The organism is Enterococcus pallens ATCC BAA-351 (assembly GCF_000407485.1).
GTDB classification, from domain to species: Bacteria; Bacillota; Bacilli; order Lactobacillales; family Enterococcaceae; genus Enterococcus_A; species Enterococcus_A pallens.
The window spans coordinates 694,821-711,822 of the sequence record NZ_ASWD01000003.1; the positions used below are offsets into that span (position 1 = coordinate 694,821).

20 protein-coding genes are annotated in these 17,002 nt (G+C 41.4%); 6 read left to right on the forward strand and 14 right to left on the reverse strand.

Annotated elements, in window-relative coordinates:
• Window positions 1–18: 18 nt before the first annotated feature.
• From I588_RS15880 to I588_RS15895, 4 genes are all read right to left on the reverse strand, one after another.
• The gene (locus I588_RS15880; protein WP_010759778.1) at window positions 19–252 is read right to left on the reverse strand and encodes an AbrB/MazE/SpoVT family DNA-binding domain-containing protein; all 234 of its coding nucleotides are present in this window, start codon (window positions 250–252) and stop codon (window positions 19–21) included.
• Between the two features lie 111 nt (window positions 253–363).
• Complete coding sequence (locus I588_RS15885) at window positions 364–831, reverse strand: Dps family protein (RefSeq protein ID WP_010759779.1); 468 nt, start codon at window positions 829–831, stop codon at window positions 364–366.
• A 148-nt stretch (window positions 832–979) separates the two neighbouring features.
• On the reverse strand, window positions 980–1,660 hold the full coding sequence (locus I588_RS15890) for a fructose-6-phosphate aldolase (RefSeq protein WP_010759780.1): 681 nt from the start codon (window positions 1,658–1,660) through the stop codon (window positions 980–982).
• 150 nt (window positions 1,661–1,810) lie between these two features.
• The gene (locus tag I588_RS15895) at window positions 1,811–2,785 is read right to left on the reverse strand and encodes a sugar-binding transcriptional regulator (RefSeq protein ID WP_010759781.1); all 975 of its coding nucleotides are present in this window, start codon (window positions 2,783–2,785) and stop codon (window positions 1,811–1,813) included.
• Window positions 2,786–2,876: 91 nt separating this feature from the next.
• Between I588_RS15895 and I588_RS15900 the strand changes: the two genes are divergently transcribed.
• Window positions 2,877–3,353 (forward strand): YbaK/EbsC family protein, encoded by a 477-nt coding sequence (locus I588_RS15900; protein ID WP_010759782.1) that lies wholly within the window; start codon window positions 2,877–2,879, stop codon window positions 3,351–3,353.
• Window positions 3,354–3,403: 50 nt separating this feature from the next.
• Here I588_RS15900 and I588_RS15905 read toward each other — a convergent pair whose 3' ends face one another.
• A complete protein-coding gene (locus I588_RS15905) occupies window positions 3,404–4,057 on the reverse strand; it encodes a B3/B4 domain-containing protein (RefSeq protein ID WP_010759783.1) in 654 nt (217 codons plus the stop codon).
• 110 nt (window positions 4,058–4,167) lie between these two features.
• Here I588_RS15905 and I588_RS15910 point away from each other — a divergent pair, with 110 nt between their 5' ends.
• From I588_RS15910 to I588_RS15920, 3 genes are all read left to right on the forward strand, one after another.
• Complete coding sequence (locus I588_RS15910) at window positions 4,168–4,851, forward strand: metal-dependent hydrolase (protein WP_010759784.1); 684 nt, start codon at window positions 4,168–4,170, stop codon at window positions 4,849–4,851.
• Window positions 4,852–5,166: 315 nt separating this feature from the next.
• The gene (locus tag I588_RS15915) at window positions 5,167–5,739 is read left to right on the forward strand and encodes a type IV toxin-antitoxin system AbiEi family antitoxin domain-containing protein (RefSeq protein ID WP_281169994.1); all 573 of its coding nucleotides are present in this window, start codon (window positions 5,167–5,169) and stop codon (window positions 5,737–5,739) included.
• A gap of 195 nt (window positions 5,740–5,934) precedes the next feature.
• Window positions 5,935–6,480 (forward strand): DUF6560 family protein, encoded by a 546-nt coding sequence (locus tag I588_RS15920; RefSeq protein ID WP_010759786.1) that lies wholly within the window; start codon window positions 5,935–5,937, stop codon window positions 6,478–6,480.
• Window positions 6,481–6,730: 250 nt separating this feature from the next.
• Here the strand turns inward: I588_RS15920 and I588_RS15925 are convergent, their stop codons facing one another.
• A complete protein-coding gene (locus I588_RS15925; protein ID WP_010759787.1) occupies window positions 6,731–7,423 on the reverse strand; it encodes a GntR family transcriptional regulator in 693 nt (230 codons plus the stop codon).
• A 200-nt stretch (window positions 7,424–7,623) separates the two neighbouring features.
• On the opposite strand from I588_RS15925, the gene I588_RS15930 reads away from it, so the two are divergent.
• Window positions 7,624–8,853, forward strand: a complete 1,230-nt coding sequence (locus I588_RS15930) for a cysteine desulfurase-like protein (protein ID WP_010759788.1) — start codon at window positions 7,624–7,626, stop codon at window positions 8,851–8,853.
• 18 nt (window positions 8,854–8,871) lie between these two features.
• Window positions 8,872–9,609, forward strand: coding sequence for a cyclase family protein (locus I588_RS15935; protein WP_010759789.1), 738 nt, complete (start codon window positions 8,872–8,874; stop codon window positions 9,607–9,609).
• A 110-nt stretch (window positions 9,610–9,719) separates the two neighbouring features.
• On the opposite strand, the gene I588_RS27320 is transcribed toward I588_RS15935, so the two are convergent.
• The 8 genes from I588_RS27320 to I588_RS15965 all read right to left on the reverse strand — a co-directional run bounded on the left by I588_RS27320 (window position 9,720) and on the right by I588_RS15965 (window position 17,001).
• A complete protein-coding gene (locus tag I588_RS27320; RefSeq protein ID WP_010759790.1) occupies window positions 9,720–9,896 on the reverse strand; it encodes a hypothetical protein in 177 nt (58 codons plus the stop codon).
• A 75-nt stretch (window positions 9,897–9,971) separates the two neighbouring features.
• Window positions 9,972–10,145, reverse strand: coding sequence for a hypothetical protein (locus I588_RS27325; RefSeq protein ID WP_010759791.1), 174 nt, complete (start codon window positions 10,143–10,145; stop codon window positions 9,972–9,974).
• 453 nt (window positions 10,146–10,598) lie between these two features.
• On the reverse strand, window positions 10,599–10,970 hold the full coding sequence (locus I588_RS15940; RefSeq protein WP_010759792.1) for a nitrogen regulatory protein P-II: 372 nt from the start codon (window positions 10,968–10,970) through the stop codon (window positions 10,599–10,601).
• Window positions 10,963–11,757: a DUF1538 domain-containing protein gene (locus tag I588_RS15945; RefSeq protein WP_010759793.1), complete on the reverse strand. Its 795-nt coding sequence runs from the start codon at window positions 11,755–11,757 to the stop codon at window positions 10,963–10,965. Before I588_RS15945 ends, I588_RS15940 begins: the two co-directional genes overlap by 8 nt.
• Window positions 11,754–12,437, reverse strand: coding sequence for a DUF1538 domain-containing protein (locus I588_RS15950; RefSeq protein WP_010759794.1), 684 nt, complete (start codon window positions 12,435–12,437; stop codon window positions 11,754–11,756). Before I588_RS15950 ends, I588_RS15945 begins: the two co-directional genes overlap by 4 nt.
• Window positions 12,438–13,328: 891 nt before the next feature.
• Window positions 13,329–13,877 carry a GNAT family N-acetyltransferase gene (locus I588_RS15955; protein WP_010759795.1) on the reverse strand — a complete coding sequence of 183 codons (549 nt, stop codon included), beginning with the start codon at window positions 13,875–13,877 and terminating at the stop codon, window positions 13,329–13,331.
• 477 nt (window positions 13,878–14,354) lie between these two features.
• Window positions 14,355–15,905 carry a hydantoinase/oxoprolinase N-terminal domain-containing protein gene (locus tag I588_RS15960; RefSeq protein ID WP_010759796.1) on the reverse strand — a complete coding sequence of 517 codons (1,551 nt, stop codon included), beginning with the start codon at window positions 15,903–15,905 and terminating at the stop codon, window positions 14,355–14,357.
• Entirely contained in the window at window positions 15,898–17,001 is a 1,104-nt protein-coding gene (locus I588_RS15965) for an S-methyl thiohydantoin desulfurase family protein (RefSeq protein WP_010759797.1), read from the reverse strand. Before I588_RS15965 ends, I588_RS15960 begins: the two co-directional genes overlap by 8 nt.
• Between the last annotated feature and the right edge of the window lies 1 nt (window position 17,002).

Here is a 17,002-nt window from a genome sequence, read left to right on the forward strand (position 1 = left end):
TATCTGAGATAACTCATCTTAGCTTTCATCTCCTTCAAATCTCATCGTATCCCATATTTGATCTTCTGAAGTTACAGAATTTCTAAACCCTGCCAAATCTTCAGTGTTCTCAAAAATATCCATCTTTCTCAGTTTCAATATGTATGAGTACCCAACTTTTATAATTGTAAATCTTTCTCCTGCTTCTCGAGCGACAGCATTTGGAAAATTTATCCCTATTGAATTTCCTATTTTTCTAGCTGCTGTTTCCATTTTTCATCAGCCTCTTGTTAAATTAAGTTTAACATCATTTAGCAAACTTATCCCCATAAATCGCCACAAAAAAACTGCTTCTCCCTAAAGAAAAAGCAGTTTTCATTTCTATTATGCGTCAATACCAGGTGCTTTGCCAAGCTTAGCTTGCAGCATCCAAATTTTCTTTTCAATATCGGTTTTGAAAGCAATGAAGATATCTTGTGTGCTGTCGTCGCCTTCTTCACCAGAAACGTCAATTCCTTTTTGGTAAAGATCAGCTAAGTAACGGTAATCTTCTACTAACACTTCCATACGTTCAGGAATAGTTCGATCCCAGCTGCCAACTTCATCTTTAATGCCAGTATTGTCTGCCCATTCACGCAAAGTCGAATAAGGTGAGCCATCTAGCGTAATCAACCGTTCAGAAATCACATCTAGCTGATCATTAATTTCATCCATATAATCATCCATTAATGGGTGCAAAGTTAAAAATTCAGGGCCTCTCATATACCAGTGCGTTTGGTGAATGACTGTACTCATTTGACTTAAATCAGCGACCAATTGGTTCAAGACTTCTTTTGTTTTTCCATATTTCATGATTTATCCCTCACTTCTTTTTGTTTACTCATTAAGTATATCTTAAGGGAAGGGGGAATGCAATAATTAAGATCAATTAATAATTATTATCAACTGGCTAAAAAAGCACCTCTCTTAAAATAAGAGAAGTGCTATAGAATTCATCGGTTTAAATAGAAGCTAAATTAGTGTCAGCACCATAAACGGCTTCCCAATCAGCAGTAAAGTCATCAACGGCTTGGCCAATTGAAGGCATTGCTAAGGCTTGTTGAATAATGTCGACACCCATGGTAGCTGCTTGACTGCCGCTTTCTAGAGCTGCATTCACTTGACCAGCGTTTTTAAAGCTGGCTGCCACAATTTTGGTTTCGCTGTCAGTACGTTCAATTTCCTGAGCCATTTCAAAAATTGCTTCACGAGGATCAATTCCCATATTTTCCATTCGGTTGAAGTATGGCGCGATATAATCTGCTCCGGCTGCAATCGCCAAGTATGCTTGAAATTTAGTATAAATCGCTGTGGCAGTCACGTTGACACCGCGACGCTTTAATTCTTTAATTACCTTTAAACCAACCTCACTAACTGGAACTTTAATAAACACTTTTTGGTCAATTTTATTTAAGATCGTCTCAGCATCCTTGATCATGCCGTCGTAATCCTTCGCTACTACCTGTACATGCAGGGAACGGCTTTCGCCGATGATGCTGCGAATTTCCTTCATATGATCGAAAAAGGCTACCTTACCTTCCTTTTTAACGATAGAGGGATTGGAAGTCACCCCTACTACTGGTAAAATTTCCACATACTTTTTAATGTCAGCGATATTTGCTGTATCTAACATAAATTCCATTCTGATACGCTCCTTTATGATTTATTCTACGTATCTAGCATAGCACCTGTTGACGGCAGGAACAGTATCTTTTTAAGAAAAAGTAGAAAAAGCTTGATTTAGCAAGCATTTTTTAGGCTAACAACTTAAAAATCGCACAAATGTGCAAATTTATTCTATTTTACTACTTATGCCTTCTTCAGTAATCCGCAAAATTTCTTGAGCAGTTTCCTGATCGGTAATCAACGTATTTAGATAGCCTTGCTTTAACAGTGGGACAATCGAACGAGCTTTGGCAGTGCCACGAGCAATCCCTACCGATTGAGGAATCTCAGCCAATGTCTCTAACGGCAACCCAATTGTTCGTTGATCCAGCTTCCCCTTCAACAGCTTGCCATGCCGATCATAAAAGCGGCAGCAGCAATCTCCAATAGCTTCCCGCAGACGCAGCTCCTCGTAATCCTCTTCGGTTAACAAATCTCGCCACTGACTTTTTTTGTAGCTTAATGGACCGCCTATCCCCACAATCGCCATATCTAATTGCTGCCAATATTCTCGCAGCTCCTGAAAGTATTTCGATTGAAAAATCCCTTTAGCTAGTTGCTTCGTTTCTTGAGTGACCGTCGCATTAACAAAAACGCTGTGACCGTTAAGCTTGCGAGCCAGCTCATAAACCAATGTATTCACGTGGTAACGGGAATTAATGTGGCTTGGACCGCCTACAATCGGCACAATTGTCGCATTATTTACCGATTTAGCCTCTAAATGACTGACTGTATTTCCCACACTTTCACCCCAAGAAACCCCAATCACACACTCATCCGTTAACTGGCGGCGCAACCAGCTAGCAGCTGTTTTCGCTAAGCTTTCTTCCTTTTCTTCAGCACTCATGCCAGCTTCAACGGGCGCAATTTCGATATGCTTCAGCTGATAGATCTTTTTCAGCTGGTCCTCCAGTGAGAAAAGTGTTGGATCAAAATGATTAATGGTAATTTCAACAATACCTAATTGCTTGGCTTGGGCCAGCATACGACTAACCGTTGTCCGATAAATTTTCAATTCCTTGGCAATTTGGGCCTGAGTAAAATCCTGTTGATAGTACATATAGGCCACCTTTGCCAATAATTTCTTCTTTTCTTCCTTCATACATCCGGCTCCTTTTCTTCACTATAGCAAAAAACTCATTTACCCACTAGCAAAAATTCGGTATGATTTGAAGGAATGGAGGCGATCATGAATGCCAGTTAAAAAAATCGAAGACTATTTCTCAACCTATGACATGGCTGATCAAATTATTGAATTTGAAGTATCCAGTGCGACAGTCGAGCTAGCAGCAAAAGCGTTAAATTGTGCCCCAGAGCGTATCGCAAAAACTTTATCCTTTAAATTAAAGAAAAGCGATCGGGTCCTATTGATTGTAGCCGCGGGTGATGCAAAGGTGGATAACGCAAAGTACAAGCAAACCTTTGGCGAACGTGCCTTGATGCTTAAGCCTGACGAGGTAGAAGGAAAAATTGGTCATCCGGTAGGCGGAGTCTGTCCTTTCGCTATTAATGAGGGGGTTGAGGTCTTCCTAGATGAATCCTTGAGGCGATTTGAGACTGTTTTTCCGGCCTGCGGCAGTCCGCAAAGTGCCATTGAATTAACCATTCCACAATTGGAGACTTATTCCCGAACAACTAACTGGGTAGATGTCTGCAAAGGCTGGAACTAAAACAACGGCAGTCAGAAACCTTGATCGAAAGGTATCTGACTGCCTATTTACTAAATCACCGCTTGCTGTATTACCTTGCAATCCTGCAAGTATTTCTCTACAGCTGCTTTAATCTCCTGCTGCATCCCTGCAACATCCATTTCATTAAACACATAACCAATTAAAATGGCTTGAGTGGTCTCCTCACCGATCATCCCCCGAGTAGAATCCGAAGTCGGACTGCCAAAAGGACCCTCTGCATCTTTGAGTACCAGCAAATTTTCGATATTTACCGCTTTTTTGCCGATTCCTGCATAGCTTTCGCCAGCTTCACCCACAGTTAAAGTGATTTCATCACCAATTTTGGCTAAATCATAGCTGCCAAATGGCAATTTGTACAGCAAAGAGAAATAATTGTTTACATCTACTAGATCATTGATTTGGTACAAGCCCTTTTTCTGGATCACTCGACGCCACAAACTGTCAGAGGATGGTCGGAAACGTGCCGGATCCTTGCCTAGCGCGCGATAGGCTTTCTTGGTGGCAATCATTTTCTCGTTGTCCTTAATCATCTCAATAGTATCTTCTGCTTCAATTTTCGCAATTAACGGATTCAGCAAGCTTTCCCAAATTGCTTCGCTGTAAGCTCTGTTAGTGAACTCTACAACTGTATAAGCCAGAGAAACTCCCAACTCCTTTAGCCGTTCTTCAACTACTAATTCCATGTATCTTCCTCCCTTTTCATTTTATTCTAATGGATTTGCCAGAAAATAAAACCCCTAATAGGTTAATTCCTGCAATTTTCGCTATAATATAGAAAAAGGAGATGATTCAATTGAAGCTTACGTATCATGGACATTCAATAGTAGCGATTGAGCTAAACGACGGACAAAAGCTCTTGTTTGACCCTTTTATCACAGGTAACCCAGTCACCGATCTGAAAGCAGACGAAGTAGAAACTGACTGGCTATTGATTACTCACGGCCATGACGATCACATCGGCGATATGGTCCCAATTGCGAAACGCAACGATGCCACAATTATCAGTATCGTAGAAATTGCGAAATTTGCTCAAAAAGAAGGCGTCACAAAAACCCATGGCATGAATATCGGCGGCAAATTTGATTTTCCCTTCGGTCGCGTAAAAATGGTTCACGCTCAACACAGCTCCGGCTATGAAAAAGACGGACAAATGATTTACATGGGTGAACCTGCCGGCTTTATTTTACAGGCAGAAGGAAAAACGATTTATCATGCTGGCGATACATCCAACTTTGGCGATATGGCTCTTTTTGGTGAAGCCTTTGACATTGATGTTGCTTTTCTACCAATTGGCGACAATTTTACGATGGGACCATTAGAGGCTGCCAGTGCTACCAAACGACTTAAAGCAAAGCAGGTTGTACCAATCCATTACAACACCTTCCCATTGATCGAACAAGACCCGCAACAGCTAGTAGATGCATTGCCAGCTGGCGTAGTTAAGGTCTTAGATGTGGGAGAAACATTTGAGCTTTAGTCTAATTAGAAGTCTCGAGGAATCGATCGTCCTTCCTCGGGGCTTTTTTTGATTTAAGCTTGTGCGTTTCACCCGTGGCGGCTTCGCAGACTTGTAATCTGACTATTTTTTATCTTTATTTTTTCCGTTTCCAACGATTGATCGCCTTTTTGTTTCGTCGTTTATCTGTCGAAAAACCGGCTAACGGATTGGTGCCGCTTTTGCGCTTTGGAAACCAGCTGGAACGTTTCTCTTCTACAATCTCGCCACTTCCTTCTATGGATTGCAACAACAGCTGATTGACTACGGAGAGTTTTAATATCTAATAAAGAACATATTTTACGCTTAGCAAGAGAACAAAACGGGCTAATCACCGCTAAAATGGTGAGCGAACTTGGTTACTCACGGAAGGCGTTATCTCAGCTAGCCGATGAGAAACAGATTTCGCGAGTAGAACGGGGAATCTATGTGATGGCTTCCGATTACGTTGATAACTATTTTGTCATTCAGCAACGTCTGCCGCAAGGAGTGTTCTCTCATGAAACGGCCCTGTATCTTTTGGGTTTCATGAAGAGAGCCCCAGAAAAAATACAGATGACCTTCCTCAAAGGATTCAACTCGTCGCGAGCAAAAAAAGTCAAAGTACAGCCGATTATTGTTACCACCGATCTTGCCTTTGGTGTTACGAACGTTGAACGCTCTGGTGGAACGACGGTCAAGGTGTATGAAATAGAGCGGACATTGCTTGACTTGCTGAAGCCAAAATACAAAACCGACAAAGAACTGTTGGTAGAGGCTTTGAAGCAATACATACACTCAGAAGCAGGCAATATTGCTAAATTGAAGGACTATGCTGATCTGCTTAATATGGAATCGAAAATTCAGCCTTATTTAGAAGCATTGCTGTAAAAATAACGTCCATTATATTTCAGGCAAAGGAAAATAGCCATTCATTACCAGATAAAATTCAATCTTCGAATGAAAAGTCAAAAGAATTCTTTTGCATTATTGTGTATACTATTACATACAAAGACTGCTTCGAAGGTAGTCAGCAGCAAACGGATGGAATGTCACTCTTTTACAAAACTATTAAGGAGCAGTTGTATGAGTGTAGTTGTTTTGGTCTGCTTATTTTTTATTTGTATATGTTTGCCTGAAATTATCAAAGCAGCTGTGCATCAACGGGAAACGAAGCTTAAAAAAGCGATAATTAAAGCAAGAGCTGCTCGACAAGTGCCTACTCATTTCATTGTCCGAGAGTCAAAACCTGTGCGACTACTGATTCTCGTCTTCTCTCTCTTCACCATCCTTTTATTTTTTGGTCTGCTCTTTCAGGGAAAGTTGGATTCTCTACTGGATCTCATCGTCATCGTAATTCTTTTGAGTGGTACTTTTTATATGGTTGTTTATTGCCACGTGCGGAGAGTTACAGTGTGTGATCAGGTGGTAGACTACCGAAGTGTTTTAAAAAAGACGACTTTTTTGTTTGAAGAAATAACTAAGGTGAGATTCGGCATGAGTCTCACCTTGATTATCTATTGTGAAAATGAGCGAATGTTTGCAGTTGAAACAAATTGTGCTGGTTATTATGAGTTGTTAACTCGTCTAATCTTTGAAGGTGTCTATTTTGAGAATCTGCCGACGCAATGAAACTATTTTAGGCTGTAAGGTATTCTATGATGAATTAGGTCAGAAAGTTGCTCAAAGTCCCCTTCTACTTTTTCTGGCGATAGTAAATTAAAGCTTTCGCAATTGCATGGATAAACGGTTCGATATTTACTCCAGCTTCTATAAAAAATAACATCGAACCCTTTTTTTCGAATTAAACATTTGGCGAAATATTCGTATGACCACTTCTGTTCAAACAAAAAAACCTAAAGCATCCCCATCATGCTCTAGGCTATTCTTTCCACTCAAAAAATACTTCATACATTCCTCGAATATCCTTTTCGATCAAACACTTGGCCTGATCGGCAAACCCCAGCTTAATAGCATTTAGAATGCTGCGGTGATTCCGCGCTGATTTTACTAAAATCGGTTGGAGCTGCTTTTTACCGATTTGTTCCAGCAAACAATGACGGTAATGCCGCAGCCGCAGCTCGATTGTCTCATACATTTTGGCAATATGGGGATTTCCAGCCGCTTCAATCAACAGATGATGAAACTCATGATCGCAGTCTGCATAACGCCAGCTGCCGTCATCCAAATCTACCTGCTCATACTCTGCTGTCAATTCCGCTAATTTCTCTAATTGTGCCTTGTTAATGTTGCTGGTAGCTAAGAAAACGGCATGCCCTTCGATAGCAATCCGTGCTTCACACAGCAGCATACTTTCTTCTTTTTGCATACTGGAAACAGCATAAAGCTTGCCAGTCTTCTCCACTAACAGCTCCTCCAGCAATTTATCCAAAGCTTTTCTGACAGGCGTCCGACTGATCCCCAGCTCACTGGCAATTCGGCTCTCATTGATCTTTTGCTTAGGGGATAAATGCAAATGAATAATTTCCTCTCGTAAAAACAAATACACTAGCTCAGTAATAGAGAAAAAGGGGTGCGCTTTTTTTAGTGCCTCAAATCGCTGATCATCTACCATATCCTTCCCTCACTTTCTTCAAACCTATTTTACCATCAAAGAAAACGCTTTCCTACCAATTGTTTTATCAGCCAAATCATCCCTTTCTGGCTTATTTTAAAACCAATATGCCAGAATAAATCGCGATTTGGATTTTTTTAGACACTTAAGATACTTTTTCTTTACACTAAACATATCAAATATATTGGAGGGTGATTATTATGGAACCATCATTTCCGATTGACGCTGTCAGAAAGCAATTTCCCGCCTTAGCTCGCACACACAACGGAAAGCCGGTTGCCTATTTCGATGGCCCTGGCGGTTCGCAGTTTTTAGAGAGCGCTATTACTAAAATTAGTAATTATATGCGCCAAGGAGCTGCTAACCTTCACGGCAATTTTCCCACTAGTCATGAAACAGAAGCACTGATTCAAGAAGCCAAAGAAGATATTGCTGCTCTCTTTAATGCCGACCCTGCTGAAATTGCCTTTGGCCCCAATGCTACTAACATGATGTTCCATGTCAGCCGTGCCTTAGCTCAGCAATGGAAGACCGGTGATGAAATCGTATTGACAGAATTAGAGCATCATTCCAACATTGATTCCTGGCGCCGAGCAGCCGAAGATCGCGGTGTTAAGGTTAGCTATATCCCATTAAACACTGAAACCTTGGAGCTGGAATTAGATAAGCTGGATGAACTAATTACCGATAAGACCCGGTTAGTCGCCGTTGGTCATGCCTCAAATTGCGTCGGTACGATCACCGACATCAAAGCCGTTTCGGCTAAGGCGAAAAAAGTCGGTGCTTTGGTGGCTGTGGATGCCGTTCACAGCATTCCCCATATGTATGTAGACATGCAGGAGCTGGGAATTGACATGCTCTTTTCTTCCGCCTATAAGTTTTTTGCGGCTCATGTGGGTATGGCTGTCATTCGTAAAGACCTGTTTGAAAGCTTGGACATTTACAAAGTAGTTCCGGCTCCTAATAATGTTCCAGACCGACTAGAAATGGGTACGCAGAATCATGAAGGCATCCCGGCAGTTTCCGCAGCGATCCATTTTATTGCCAGCTTAGGCAGCGGCGACAGCTTGAAAGACCAGCTGAAAAGTGGCTACCATGCGATTGAATTGTATGAAAATCATTTGGCAGAAATTATTCGAGCAGGCTTGGCGAAAATAGAAGGAATCACGATTTACCAAAGCCAACAGGCAAAAACGCCGACGATTGCCTTTCGCGCTGAAGGAATTACACCAAGAGATTTTTGTATTCGCATGTGTGAAGAATACAGTGTCTTTATTGCCGAGGGAGATTTTTATGCCCGTACGCTGGTGGAACGGCTAGGAATTGATCAAACAGGCGGGTTTATTCGCGCAGGCATCGCTCCTTACAACACAGTCGAAGAAGCTGAACGCTTTTTAACAGGTGTTCAAGAAATTATGGCCTCCCTTTAAGAGAAAGGTGGAAAGAAGATGAGTAATCTTTGGAATAAACTAGAAGAATTGAAGTCAGTTAACTATGAATGGGTGGATCTCAGCTATCCAGTCAATCTGGATACTCCTCATTATTCAGGCTACAATACGTTAGAAATGTACGAAGTTTTTACCTACGCAGAGCACACCGTTTGTGCCAGTGAGTATAAAATCGTCAGTCAATACGGCACCCATATTGACCCACCTTCCCATTTTGTTGAAGGTGGCCGAACCTTGGATCAGATTACTGTGAAGGAAACTATCTTACCTTTATGTGTCGTTGATCTCACAGAAAAAGTTAAACAAGACCACGATTATGCCTTTACAGTGGAAGATCTCAAAGCTTGGGAAGCTGAGCATGGCCACTTCCCGGATGATTGCTTTGTTGCGATTCGGACAAACTGGTCCCATCGTCAAGGAGAAGCCTTCTTTAACCCTGACGAAAGCGGACAGCCTCACTATCCTGGCTGGTCACAGAAAGCCTTGAAATTCCTCTGCGAAGAACGGAAAATAACTGCTGTTGGACATGAAACACCTGATACTGACCCTGCAATTGCCAATTTAATCGTCCCATGGGCTGGTGAACGCTACTTGTTGGAGCAAGATAAATATCAAATTGAGATGTTAAGGAATTTAGATGATTTGCCTGCAACGGGAGCAGTTATTTGCTGCAGCTTTCCGAATGTGACTGGTGCTCCCGGATATACAGCGCGATGTGTGGCGGTTTATGAGAAGTAAAACTATCAAATGATGGTTAGGAAGGTGTTTGCGCACCTTCCTTTTGTTTGAATGACGCGCAAAAAAAGCCTGACATGATTGAATAATTGAAAATCGAACGACTTCATAACTTACTTTGAATTTTTTTTACGGGCGAGTTCTTTATTTGCTACCACAAACAATAGCAGAATACCTAAATTCAGAACAGATTGTTTCTTGGTCATCAACCACGCAACTGGAATTCCTATTACTAACAGCAGTATTACTAGTAAAAGCTTATTTTGGCTAACGCGTTTCAGTTTTTCCATTTGCGGCTCCCTTTTCTTTTTCCACCCGGCAAGCTAACCTCGGGACAGCTTTATTAAACATTACTTTTAGAAGTATCACTTCGCTTTTCTTTTGCGAAGGTCGTGCACGGCTAATATAAAAAAAATCAGAAACAGCAAACCTGCATTCAAAGCTAGTCTATACTTTGGCATAAAGACTCCGATTAGAATTCCCATAACGAAAAGAAGTAACAATTTCTTATTCTGTTTGACACGCTTGATTGTCTCCATTTACGAACCCTCCTATTGTATGTTCAAAGCTTTTAGGCATTCCGTTTTCGTATTGAGACTAAGCCCTCCATACTTTTACCGTATGTTTATCTTTACCAATAGTATACACTAATCTATGCTTACGATTGATTCTCATAGAAAAATTGGTTTATTTTAGGGATTTAAATTTTTTCGACTTCAAACATTTTCGTATGGATTTTCTCGTAACCCAAAGATTCCTCCATCATTTAATCCATTTTCCGACCTCATTGTAACCTCAATCTCATTATTTGAGTTTGCTATATCCTTTAATATTGTGAACAGGTCTTTCCTTAAATCTTTCCCATTTATATTACTTCATTCATATATGCACACATATATATCGAGACACCCTGAAAAGAGATCTTCTATAACAAAAAAGCATCAGCAAAAGAATTTTCATTCTTTTTACTGATACTTTCTAACTATAAACGATTATTCTTGATTCAACTCATCCATCGTTTTGGTTTCACCAAAGCTTTTAATTGAGGTGATTCCCATCGCTTTGTCGATATCTACAGAGAAGCAGATGCCGTTAGCCGGCTTGTCAATTTTAATTCCTTTGCCGATGGCTTCCATCACTGTCAGCTCCATTTCAGCAGGAACTAAGGTTAATACAATGTCCTTTTCTGGTTGAATGTCCAAGCCAAAAAATTTACCGGCATCATGTACACCAGAACCTCTCCCGTGAAGGATGGTTCCCCCTACCGCTCCGGCTTCTTTTGAGAAATCAACGACATCCTGTCCTGTTCCTCCATCAACAATCGTTACAATCATCTTCAAGTGCAATGCCACTAATTTACCCATTCTCTTCTCCCTCGCTATCCTGTAAAGCTTGTTTTCGTTTTTGATCCAGTTCGTCTTTCTTCTTATAAATATACCCTAAAACTAACGTAGTTAAAATAGGGGTTAGGGCAATCATTGCGACAACACCAAAACCGTCAATCATCGGATCGCGCCCTTCGATCTGTGAGGCAATGGCTACACACATGGCTAATATAAATGTCGAACACATCGGGCCGGTAGCAACACCGCCATTGTCAAAGGCCATCGCCAAAAACATTTTATCGACTTTTCGACCTAAAACAAAGACCAATAGGTATCCTGGAATTAAAAAGTAATACAAGGAAAAGCCGGCTAACAATCGCCACATTGACAAGCTAACGGCTAAGCCAATCCCTATCGAGATAGACGCCAACAGCACATTGCCATTAATGCGGCCTTCACTTTGCTCTTCTACCTGTTTGACCATCACATGGATCGCCGGCTCGGCAAAACCGACCAAAAAGCCCATTGCAAAACCTAAAGGAATCAAAATCCAGTTGTTGTCCATTGCTGCTATTGCACCGCCTAAATGTTGTCCAATTGGCAAGTAGGCAATATTTACACCGTGCAAAAACAAAATCAGACCCACTGTAGTAATCAAAAAGCTTTTCATAATCGTCGCAAAACGCCGCTTCCGCAGCTTAAAGCTGGTTGCATTTAATACGACAAAAATCAATACAATTGGCGCTACTGAAAGAACGACATCCCAGGTAACTTCGCCAATCCCGGTGATAATGCGCTCCAAAACATCTGCAAAATCAATACTCATCGGAAGATCACTCCCAACAGCATCACAGCTAAGACTGGACCTAATGAGGAGACGCCCACCATTCCAAAGCTGTCGTTTTCATGTTTGCCCTGACGAACCATACTGGTTAACCCAGTGGCAAAGGATAAAATAAAGGGTACTGTTACCGGCCCGGTAGTTACTCCGCCGGCATCAAAAGCAATCGGCATAAATTGCGGATCAGTGAAAAACGAAGCAATCAAAATCGCTCCATAACCAATTGCCATCATTTTTAAATACGAAAATTTAAAGACCATCCGCATCACAGCAAAGGCCAAGAAAATTCCGGTTCCAACACTTACTACGCCTATCAAAATCGACCGAGGTATCGCTCCATCAGAAATTTCTCTTACCTGTTGAGCCAATACCTGCACGGAAGGCTCCGCAATCGTAATCACAATTCCAATAATAAAGGCTAAGCCTATCAACAAAGGAAAACTCCGCTTCTTAATTAAGAATTTCCCTAACAGGTCCCCTACCTCCATCATGGAGTAGTCTGAACCAAACAAAAACAATGTCATCCCAATCATCATAATTCCTGCCCCTACCAAAAAGGTAATCATTCCTTCTGCTTCTAAAGGAGCAAAAACTAAAGTCAAGATGATAATCAACACGGTCATTGGCACAATGGCCATTATCACTTCCTTGAAGGTTTTCTTCATCTATCGCCATTCCTCCTATCTCTTTAATACTGTATTCATTTTTCTCTGAAAAATGAGTTTGATTTTCGTTTCGAATACCATTCTACTAAGTAGTTCATACGCATATTTGATTAGTAATCTTTTACTTCTTCTCGTCCGATTGCTCACTGGGAAAAGTAGAAATGGCATCCTATCTCTTTAATACTGTATTCATTTTTCTCTGAAAAATGAGTTTGTTTTTCGTTTCGCATACCATTCTACTAAGTAGTTCATACGCATATTTGATTAGTAATCTTTTACTTCTTCTCGTCCGATTGCTCGTTGGGAAGAGTAGAACTGGCATCCTATCTCTTTAATACTGTATTCATTTTTCTCTGAAAAATGAGTTTGATTTTCGTTTCGCATACCATTCTACTAAGTAGTTCATACGCATATTTGATTAGTACTCTTTTACTTCTTCTCGTCCGATTGCTCGCTGGGAAGAGTAGAACTGGCATCCTATCTCTTTAATACTGTATTCATTTTTCTCTGAAAAATGAGTTTGATTTTCGTTTCGCATACCATTCTACTAAGTAATTCATACGTAAATTTGATTAGTACTCTTTTACTTCTTCTCATCCGATTGCTCGCTGGGAAAAGTAGAACTGGCATCCTATCTCACTAATACCGTATTCATTTTTCTCTGAAAAATGAGTTTGTTTTTCGTTTCGCATACCATTCTACTAAGTAGTTCATACGCATATTTGATTAGTACTCTTTTACTTCTTCTCGTCCGATTGCTCGTTGGGAAGAGTAGAAATGGCATCCTATCTCTTTAATACTGTATTCATTTTTCTCTGAAAAATGAGTTTGTTTTTCGTTTCGCATACCATTCTACTAAGTAGTTCATACGCATATTTGATTAGTACTCTTTTACTTCTTCTCGTCCGATTGTTCACTGGGAAGAGTAAAAATTGCATTTTTTATGCTAAATAAGTAATGGGGCATCTCAATCCCTCGGTATTGTTTAACAAACCGTTTCTTTACGATCATTCCATTACGAATCGCCACATTCATTGAAGCCAAATTGGTATCTCTGACAATGGAGACTAATTCTGGAAACTGTTTTTCTTTAAATCCCCAGTCTTTCACTGCTTGAGCAGCCTCACTAGCGAATCCCTGATGCCAATGGGTCTTGACTAAGTGATAGCCAATTTCGGGATAGTCTGTCCCCTCAACTGTTTGCTGAGTAATTCCGCATTCGCCGATAATTTCACTAGTTGCTTTATGTACGATTGCCCAAAGACCATAACCATTTGCATGATAAGAATCCAAATTCCATTGCAACCAATTGGATACTTCTTCATCAGAAAAGGCATGCTCATAGGCCCACATTACTTCAGCATCTTGCAAAAAACGCTTTAAATTAGAAAGATCGTCGGCTGTCCACTCTCTTAAAACCAAGCGCTCTGTTTCGATCATGCCGTCACCTCCTTCTTTCATTCTAACAGGAAAAAATACAGAAATGAAAAAAATATAGATTTTCTTTCAATTTTCTTCAAAAATATACATTTTTTCGGTAAACACATCATTAGAAAGATGTATAGCTCGTACGATTTACGACTAACAGCTAGCTCTATTCTAAAGAGACCTATCTTCTTTCGCATATCATCGTACTATACTTCCCTATTGGATTAGCTGTTGTTCATTGACTACTCGTTTCTGTTTTTATGCAACTGCGAAAAGTACGACTGACAGCTAATTCCTTTTTAAGGAACCATTTTCCAAAAATCGGAAAATGGGACTGATCGGCTTTCGCATATCATCGTACTATACTTCCCTATTGGATTAGCTGTTGTTCATTGACTACTCGTTTCTGTTTTTATGCAACTGCGAAAAGTACGACTGACAAAAAAGATGAATCAAATACTTTTCAGTACGTTGATTCATCTTCAGGTGCTATTCCATTTTTCCGACAACCTTCACCCGTAAACGTGTGGCATTTTCTGGATGATAAGCTAACGGTGTTTCTTCTACCTCAACCAATTCAATCGTCTCTTCAATCGCTCCAGCTAAAATGGCTTGCTGGGTTGCTTTCGCCTGCGCATCTGCCAGACTATCCTTGCGATCCATTTTAGTATAAATATAAATTTGTTCGTATTGTCCACTGATCTGTGCAATGGAGGCTCCAATCGCATTGGCTACGCCGCCGTGCTCATTGTAATACGCCTTCGCTACTCCCTTCAATTCTTCCGGGATAATGATGGCCCCGCCGCCGACTAATACCAAATCCACATCGCCAGAGCTGGTTTTCATCTTATCAATGGCTTCTTCAGTCATTTCTTTGATTGTCTGGTAAGCTTTTTCGGCAAGTTCTAACGGGATATCTGATGCTAAACTGGCATCGCCTACTTCGGCTTTGCCCAACCGTACAGCAATATCAGTAGCAGTTATCTGGTCACCGCCAAAAACTTTCGCTTCTGTCGTGATTTTGTAGCCCACACTATCCGGCCCAACAGTTACTTTGCCATCTGCTTCCCGCACGATACTGCCGCCACCCAGTCCGATAGAAATAATATCTGGCATCCGGAAATTTGTGCGAATGCCGCCAACATCTACAGCCAACGAGGACTCCCGTGGGAAACCGTCAGTCAATACCCCTAGATCAGAGGTTGTACCACCAACATCCAGCACAATCGCATTTTTAAGCTGAGCTAAATAAGAAGCGCCGCGAATACTGTTGGTTGGACCACAAGCAATCGTTAAGATTGGAAATTGGCGAGCATATTCAATCGACATCAAGGTTCCATCATTTTGACAAAGATAAACCTCTGCAGATTGGATCCCTTCACTTTCTAGTGCCCGTTCAAAACCGTTGCTGGTCATGCTCATGACCTTATTTAAGGCTGCATTTAAAATCGTCGCATTTTCTCGTTCGATTAAGCCGACTGAACCAATAGTCGAAGAACAAGAAACCGGGATTTCTTCGCCTAAAATCTCTTTGGACCATTCAGCTACCTGAAACTCCTGATCGTTTTTCAAGGATGAAAATACCCCTACTACTGCTAAAGATTCAATTTTACCTTGCCAATTCTGCAAAGCAGCTTTTACCTCTGCTTCATTCAGCTCACTCAAGTTTTGACCGTCATATTCATAACCGCCATGCAGCAGCTCATAGTTTTCACCTAAGGTAGCAATCATATCCTCCGGCCAAGCGGTGTAAGGCTTCACTGAACCAGTCGCAGGATAGCCTAAGCGGATTACGCCCACCTTAGACAATTTCTTACGTTCCACAATAGCATTTGTACATTGGGTAGTTCCTAGCATCGCGTGGCTAATCGCCGCTGGATCAATTTTCGACTCTGCCATGACTTTATGCAACGCCTGCTCAATACCCGTTTGAATATCCTCGCTGGTAGGCACCTTCACGCCATGGACAAGCTTCAACTGTTCATCAATAATAACTGCATCAGTATTGGTTCCGCCCACATCAATTCCAATCTTATACATGCGCTTCTCCTCCTTGTGCCAGCATTTCTTCTAATGGAACATAATCCAAGTCGTAGCCGAAGTAGCGCGGACCAACTGTTGCGATGCCCTCTTCTGTTCGCCATTTTTCGTCGCATGGCAGAGCGATAACCCGCACTCGTTTCCCGTATTTCAAAGCTTCCGTGGTAACTGGCATCAACGTTTCCAGATCTACCATACAAATTAAATCCGGTGTCATTGCCATGGGCACCCCATCTTTTTCAGCAATCAGATTTTCGTTTTGGAAGAAGACGTTCGTTTCAGAACCTAAATCCTGATTTAAACCTTCAATCGTTGCTTCACCAAAGTTAAAGCCGCCTTCTAAACGACGAATCACATCAATAATTTTGCCTTCAAAAAGCTGGGTACCATTAATCAATTCCAGCAAGTTGTTCAATTTTGTTGCTTCATCCGCTTCATTACTGCGGATCACCTGGCCAATTTTTTCTGAGAAGGTCACAATATTGTGAATACCGTGGTCCTTCAGCTGACGTCCAGTAGATGGATAAAGACTAACTAAGGAGCTGGCTCCCATTTCCACCGTTTGCACTCGTGCCAAACGTTCGGTCCATTTGTTGCTGATGGTTTCCATGATGCCGATATTGCCCTTTTCATCCGTGATTGCCATCGGAGCGGCTGAAACACCACCCAAATTAAAGGTCGTCATTTGCAATTCTGGAAAGGCACGCCCCATCCCATCGCAATCCACTAGAGGAATTTTCAAAGAAGCGGCTACCACGATGGGAATCATCGAGTTCACACCACCAGCCTCCATCGGAAAGGTACCGGCAACATTCTCAACGCCTAAATAGCGGCCCAGTTTTTCAAAGACCCTTACAAATTCGTCGCCTTTTGGAAATTTCTCAATTAAAACCGAGGGTGCCCCCATCATCGCTGATGGCAGGAAGAAATCTTCGTCCGCCACTTCTTCTGGTGCTACCATTTTGACCGGTCCGAATTCCTTAATTGCGGACAAGGCCATCATTTTACCGATATATGGATCACCGCCGCCGCCCGTTCCTAAAAAGGCTGCTCCTACCGCGATGTCTTCAATTGCTTCTTGATCTAAATAACGCATA

Coding starts and splice junctions, on each gene's coding strand:
- I588_RS15880 (WP_010759778.1), bottom strand. CDS start 252: ATGGAAACAGCAGCTAGAAAAATAGGAAATTCAATAGGGATAAATTTT.
- I588_RS15885 (WP_010759779.1), bottom strand. CDS start 831: ATGAAATATGGAAAAACAAAAGAAGTCTTGAACCAATTGGTCGCTGAT.
- I588_RS15890 (WP_010759780.1), bottom strand. CDS start 1,660: ATGGAATTTATGTTAGATACAGCAAATATCGCTGACATTAAAAAGTAT.
- I588_RS15895 (WP_010759781.1), bottom strand. CDS start 2,785: ATGAAGGAAGAAAAGAAGAAATTATTGGCAAAGGTGGCCTATATGTAC.
- I588_RS15900 (WP_010759782.1), top strand. CDS start 2,877: ATGCCAGTTAAAAAAATCGAAGACTATTTCTCAACCTATGACATGGCT.
- I588_RS15905 (WP_010759783.1), bottom strand. CDS start 4,057: ATGGAATTAGTAGTTGAAGAACGGCTAAAGGAGTTGGGAGTTTCTCTG.
- I588_RS15920 (WP_010759786.1), top strand. CDS start 5,935: ATGAGTGTAGTTGTTTTGGTCTGCTTATTTTTTATTTGTATATGTTTG.
- I588_RS15925 (WP_010759787.1), bottom strand. CDS start 7,423: ATGGTAGATGATCAGCGATTTGAGGCACTAAAAAAAGCGCACCCCTTT.
- I588_RS15930 (WP_010759788.1), top strand. CDS start 7,624: ATGGAACCATCATTTCCGATTGACGCTGTCAGAAAGCAATTTCCCGCC.
- I588_RS15935 (WP_010759789.1), top strand. CDS start 8,872: ATGAGTAATCTTTGGAATAAACTAGAAGAATTGAAGTCAGTTAACTAT.
- I588_RS27320 (WP_010759790.1), bottom strand. CDS start 9,896: ATGGAAAAACTGAAACGCGTTAGCCAAAATAAGCTTTTACTAGTAATA.
- I588_RS27325 (WP_010759791.1), bottom strand. CDS start 10,145: ATGGAGACAATCAAGCGTGTCAAACAGAATAAGAAATTGTTACTTCTT.
- I588_RS15940 (WP_010759792.1), bottom strand. CDS start 10,970: ATGGGTAAATTAGTGGCATTGCACTTGAAGATGATTGTAACGATTGTT.
- I588_RS15945 (WP_010759793.1), bottom strand. CDS start 11,757: ATGAGTATTGATTTTGCAGATGTTTTGGAGCGCATTATCACCGGGATT.
- I588_RS15950 (WP_010759794.1), bottom strand. CDS start 12,437: ATGAAGAAAACCTTCAAGGAAGTGATAATGGCCATTGTGCCAATGACC.
- I588_RS15955 (WP_010759795.1), bottom strand. CDS start 13,877: ATGATCGAAACAGAGCGCTTGGTTTTAAGAGAGTGGACAGCCGACGAT.
- I588_RS15960 (WP_010759796.1), bottom strand. CDS start 15,905: ATGTATAAGATTGGAATTGATGTGGGCGGAACCAATACTGATGCAGTT.
- I588_RS15965 (WP_010759797.1), bottom strand. CDS start 17,001: ATGCGTTATTTAGATCAAGAAGCAATTGAAGACATCGCGGTAGGAGCA.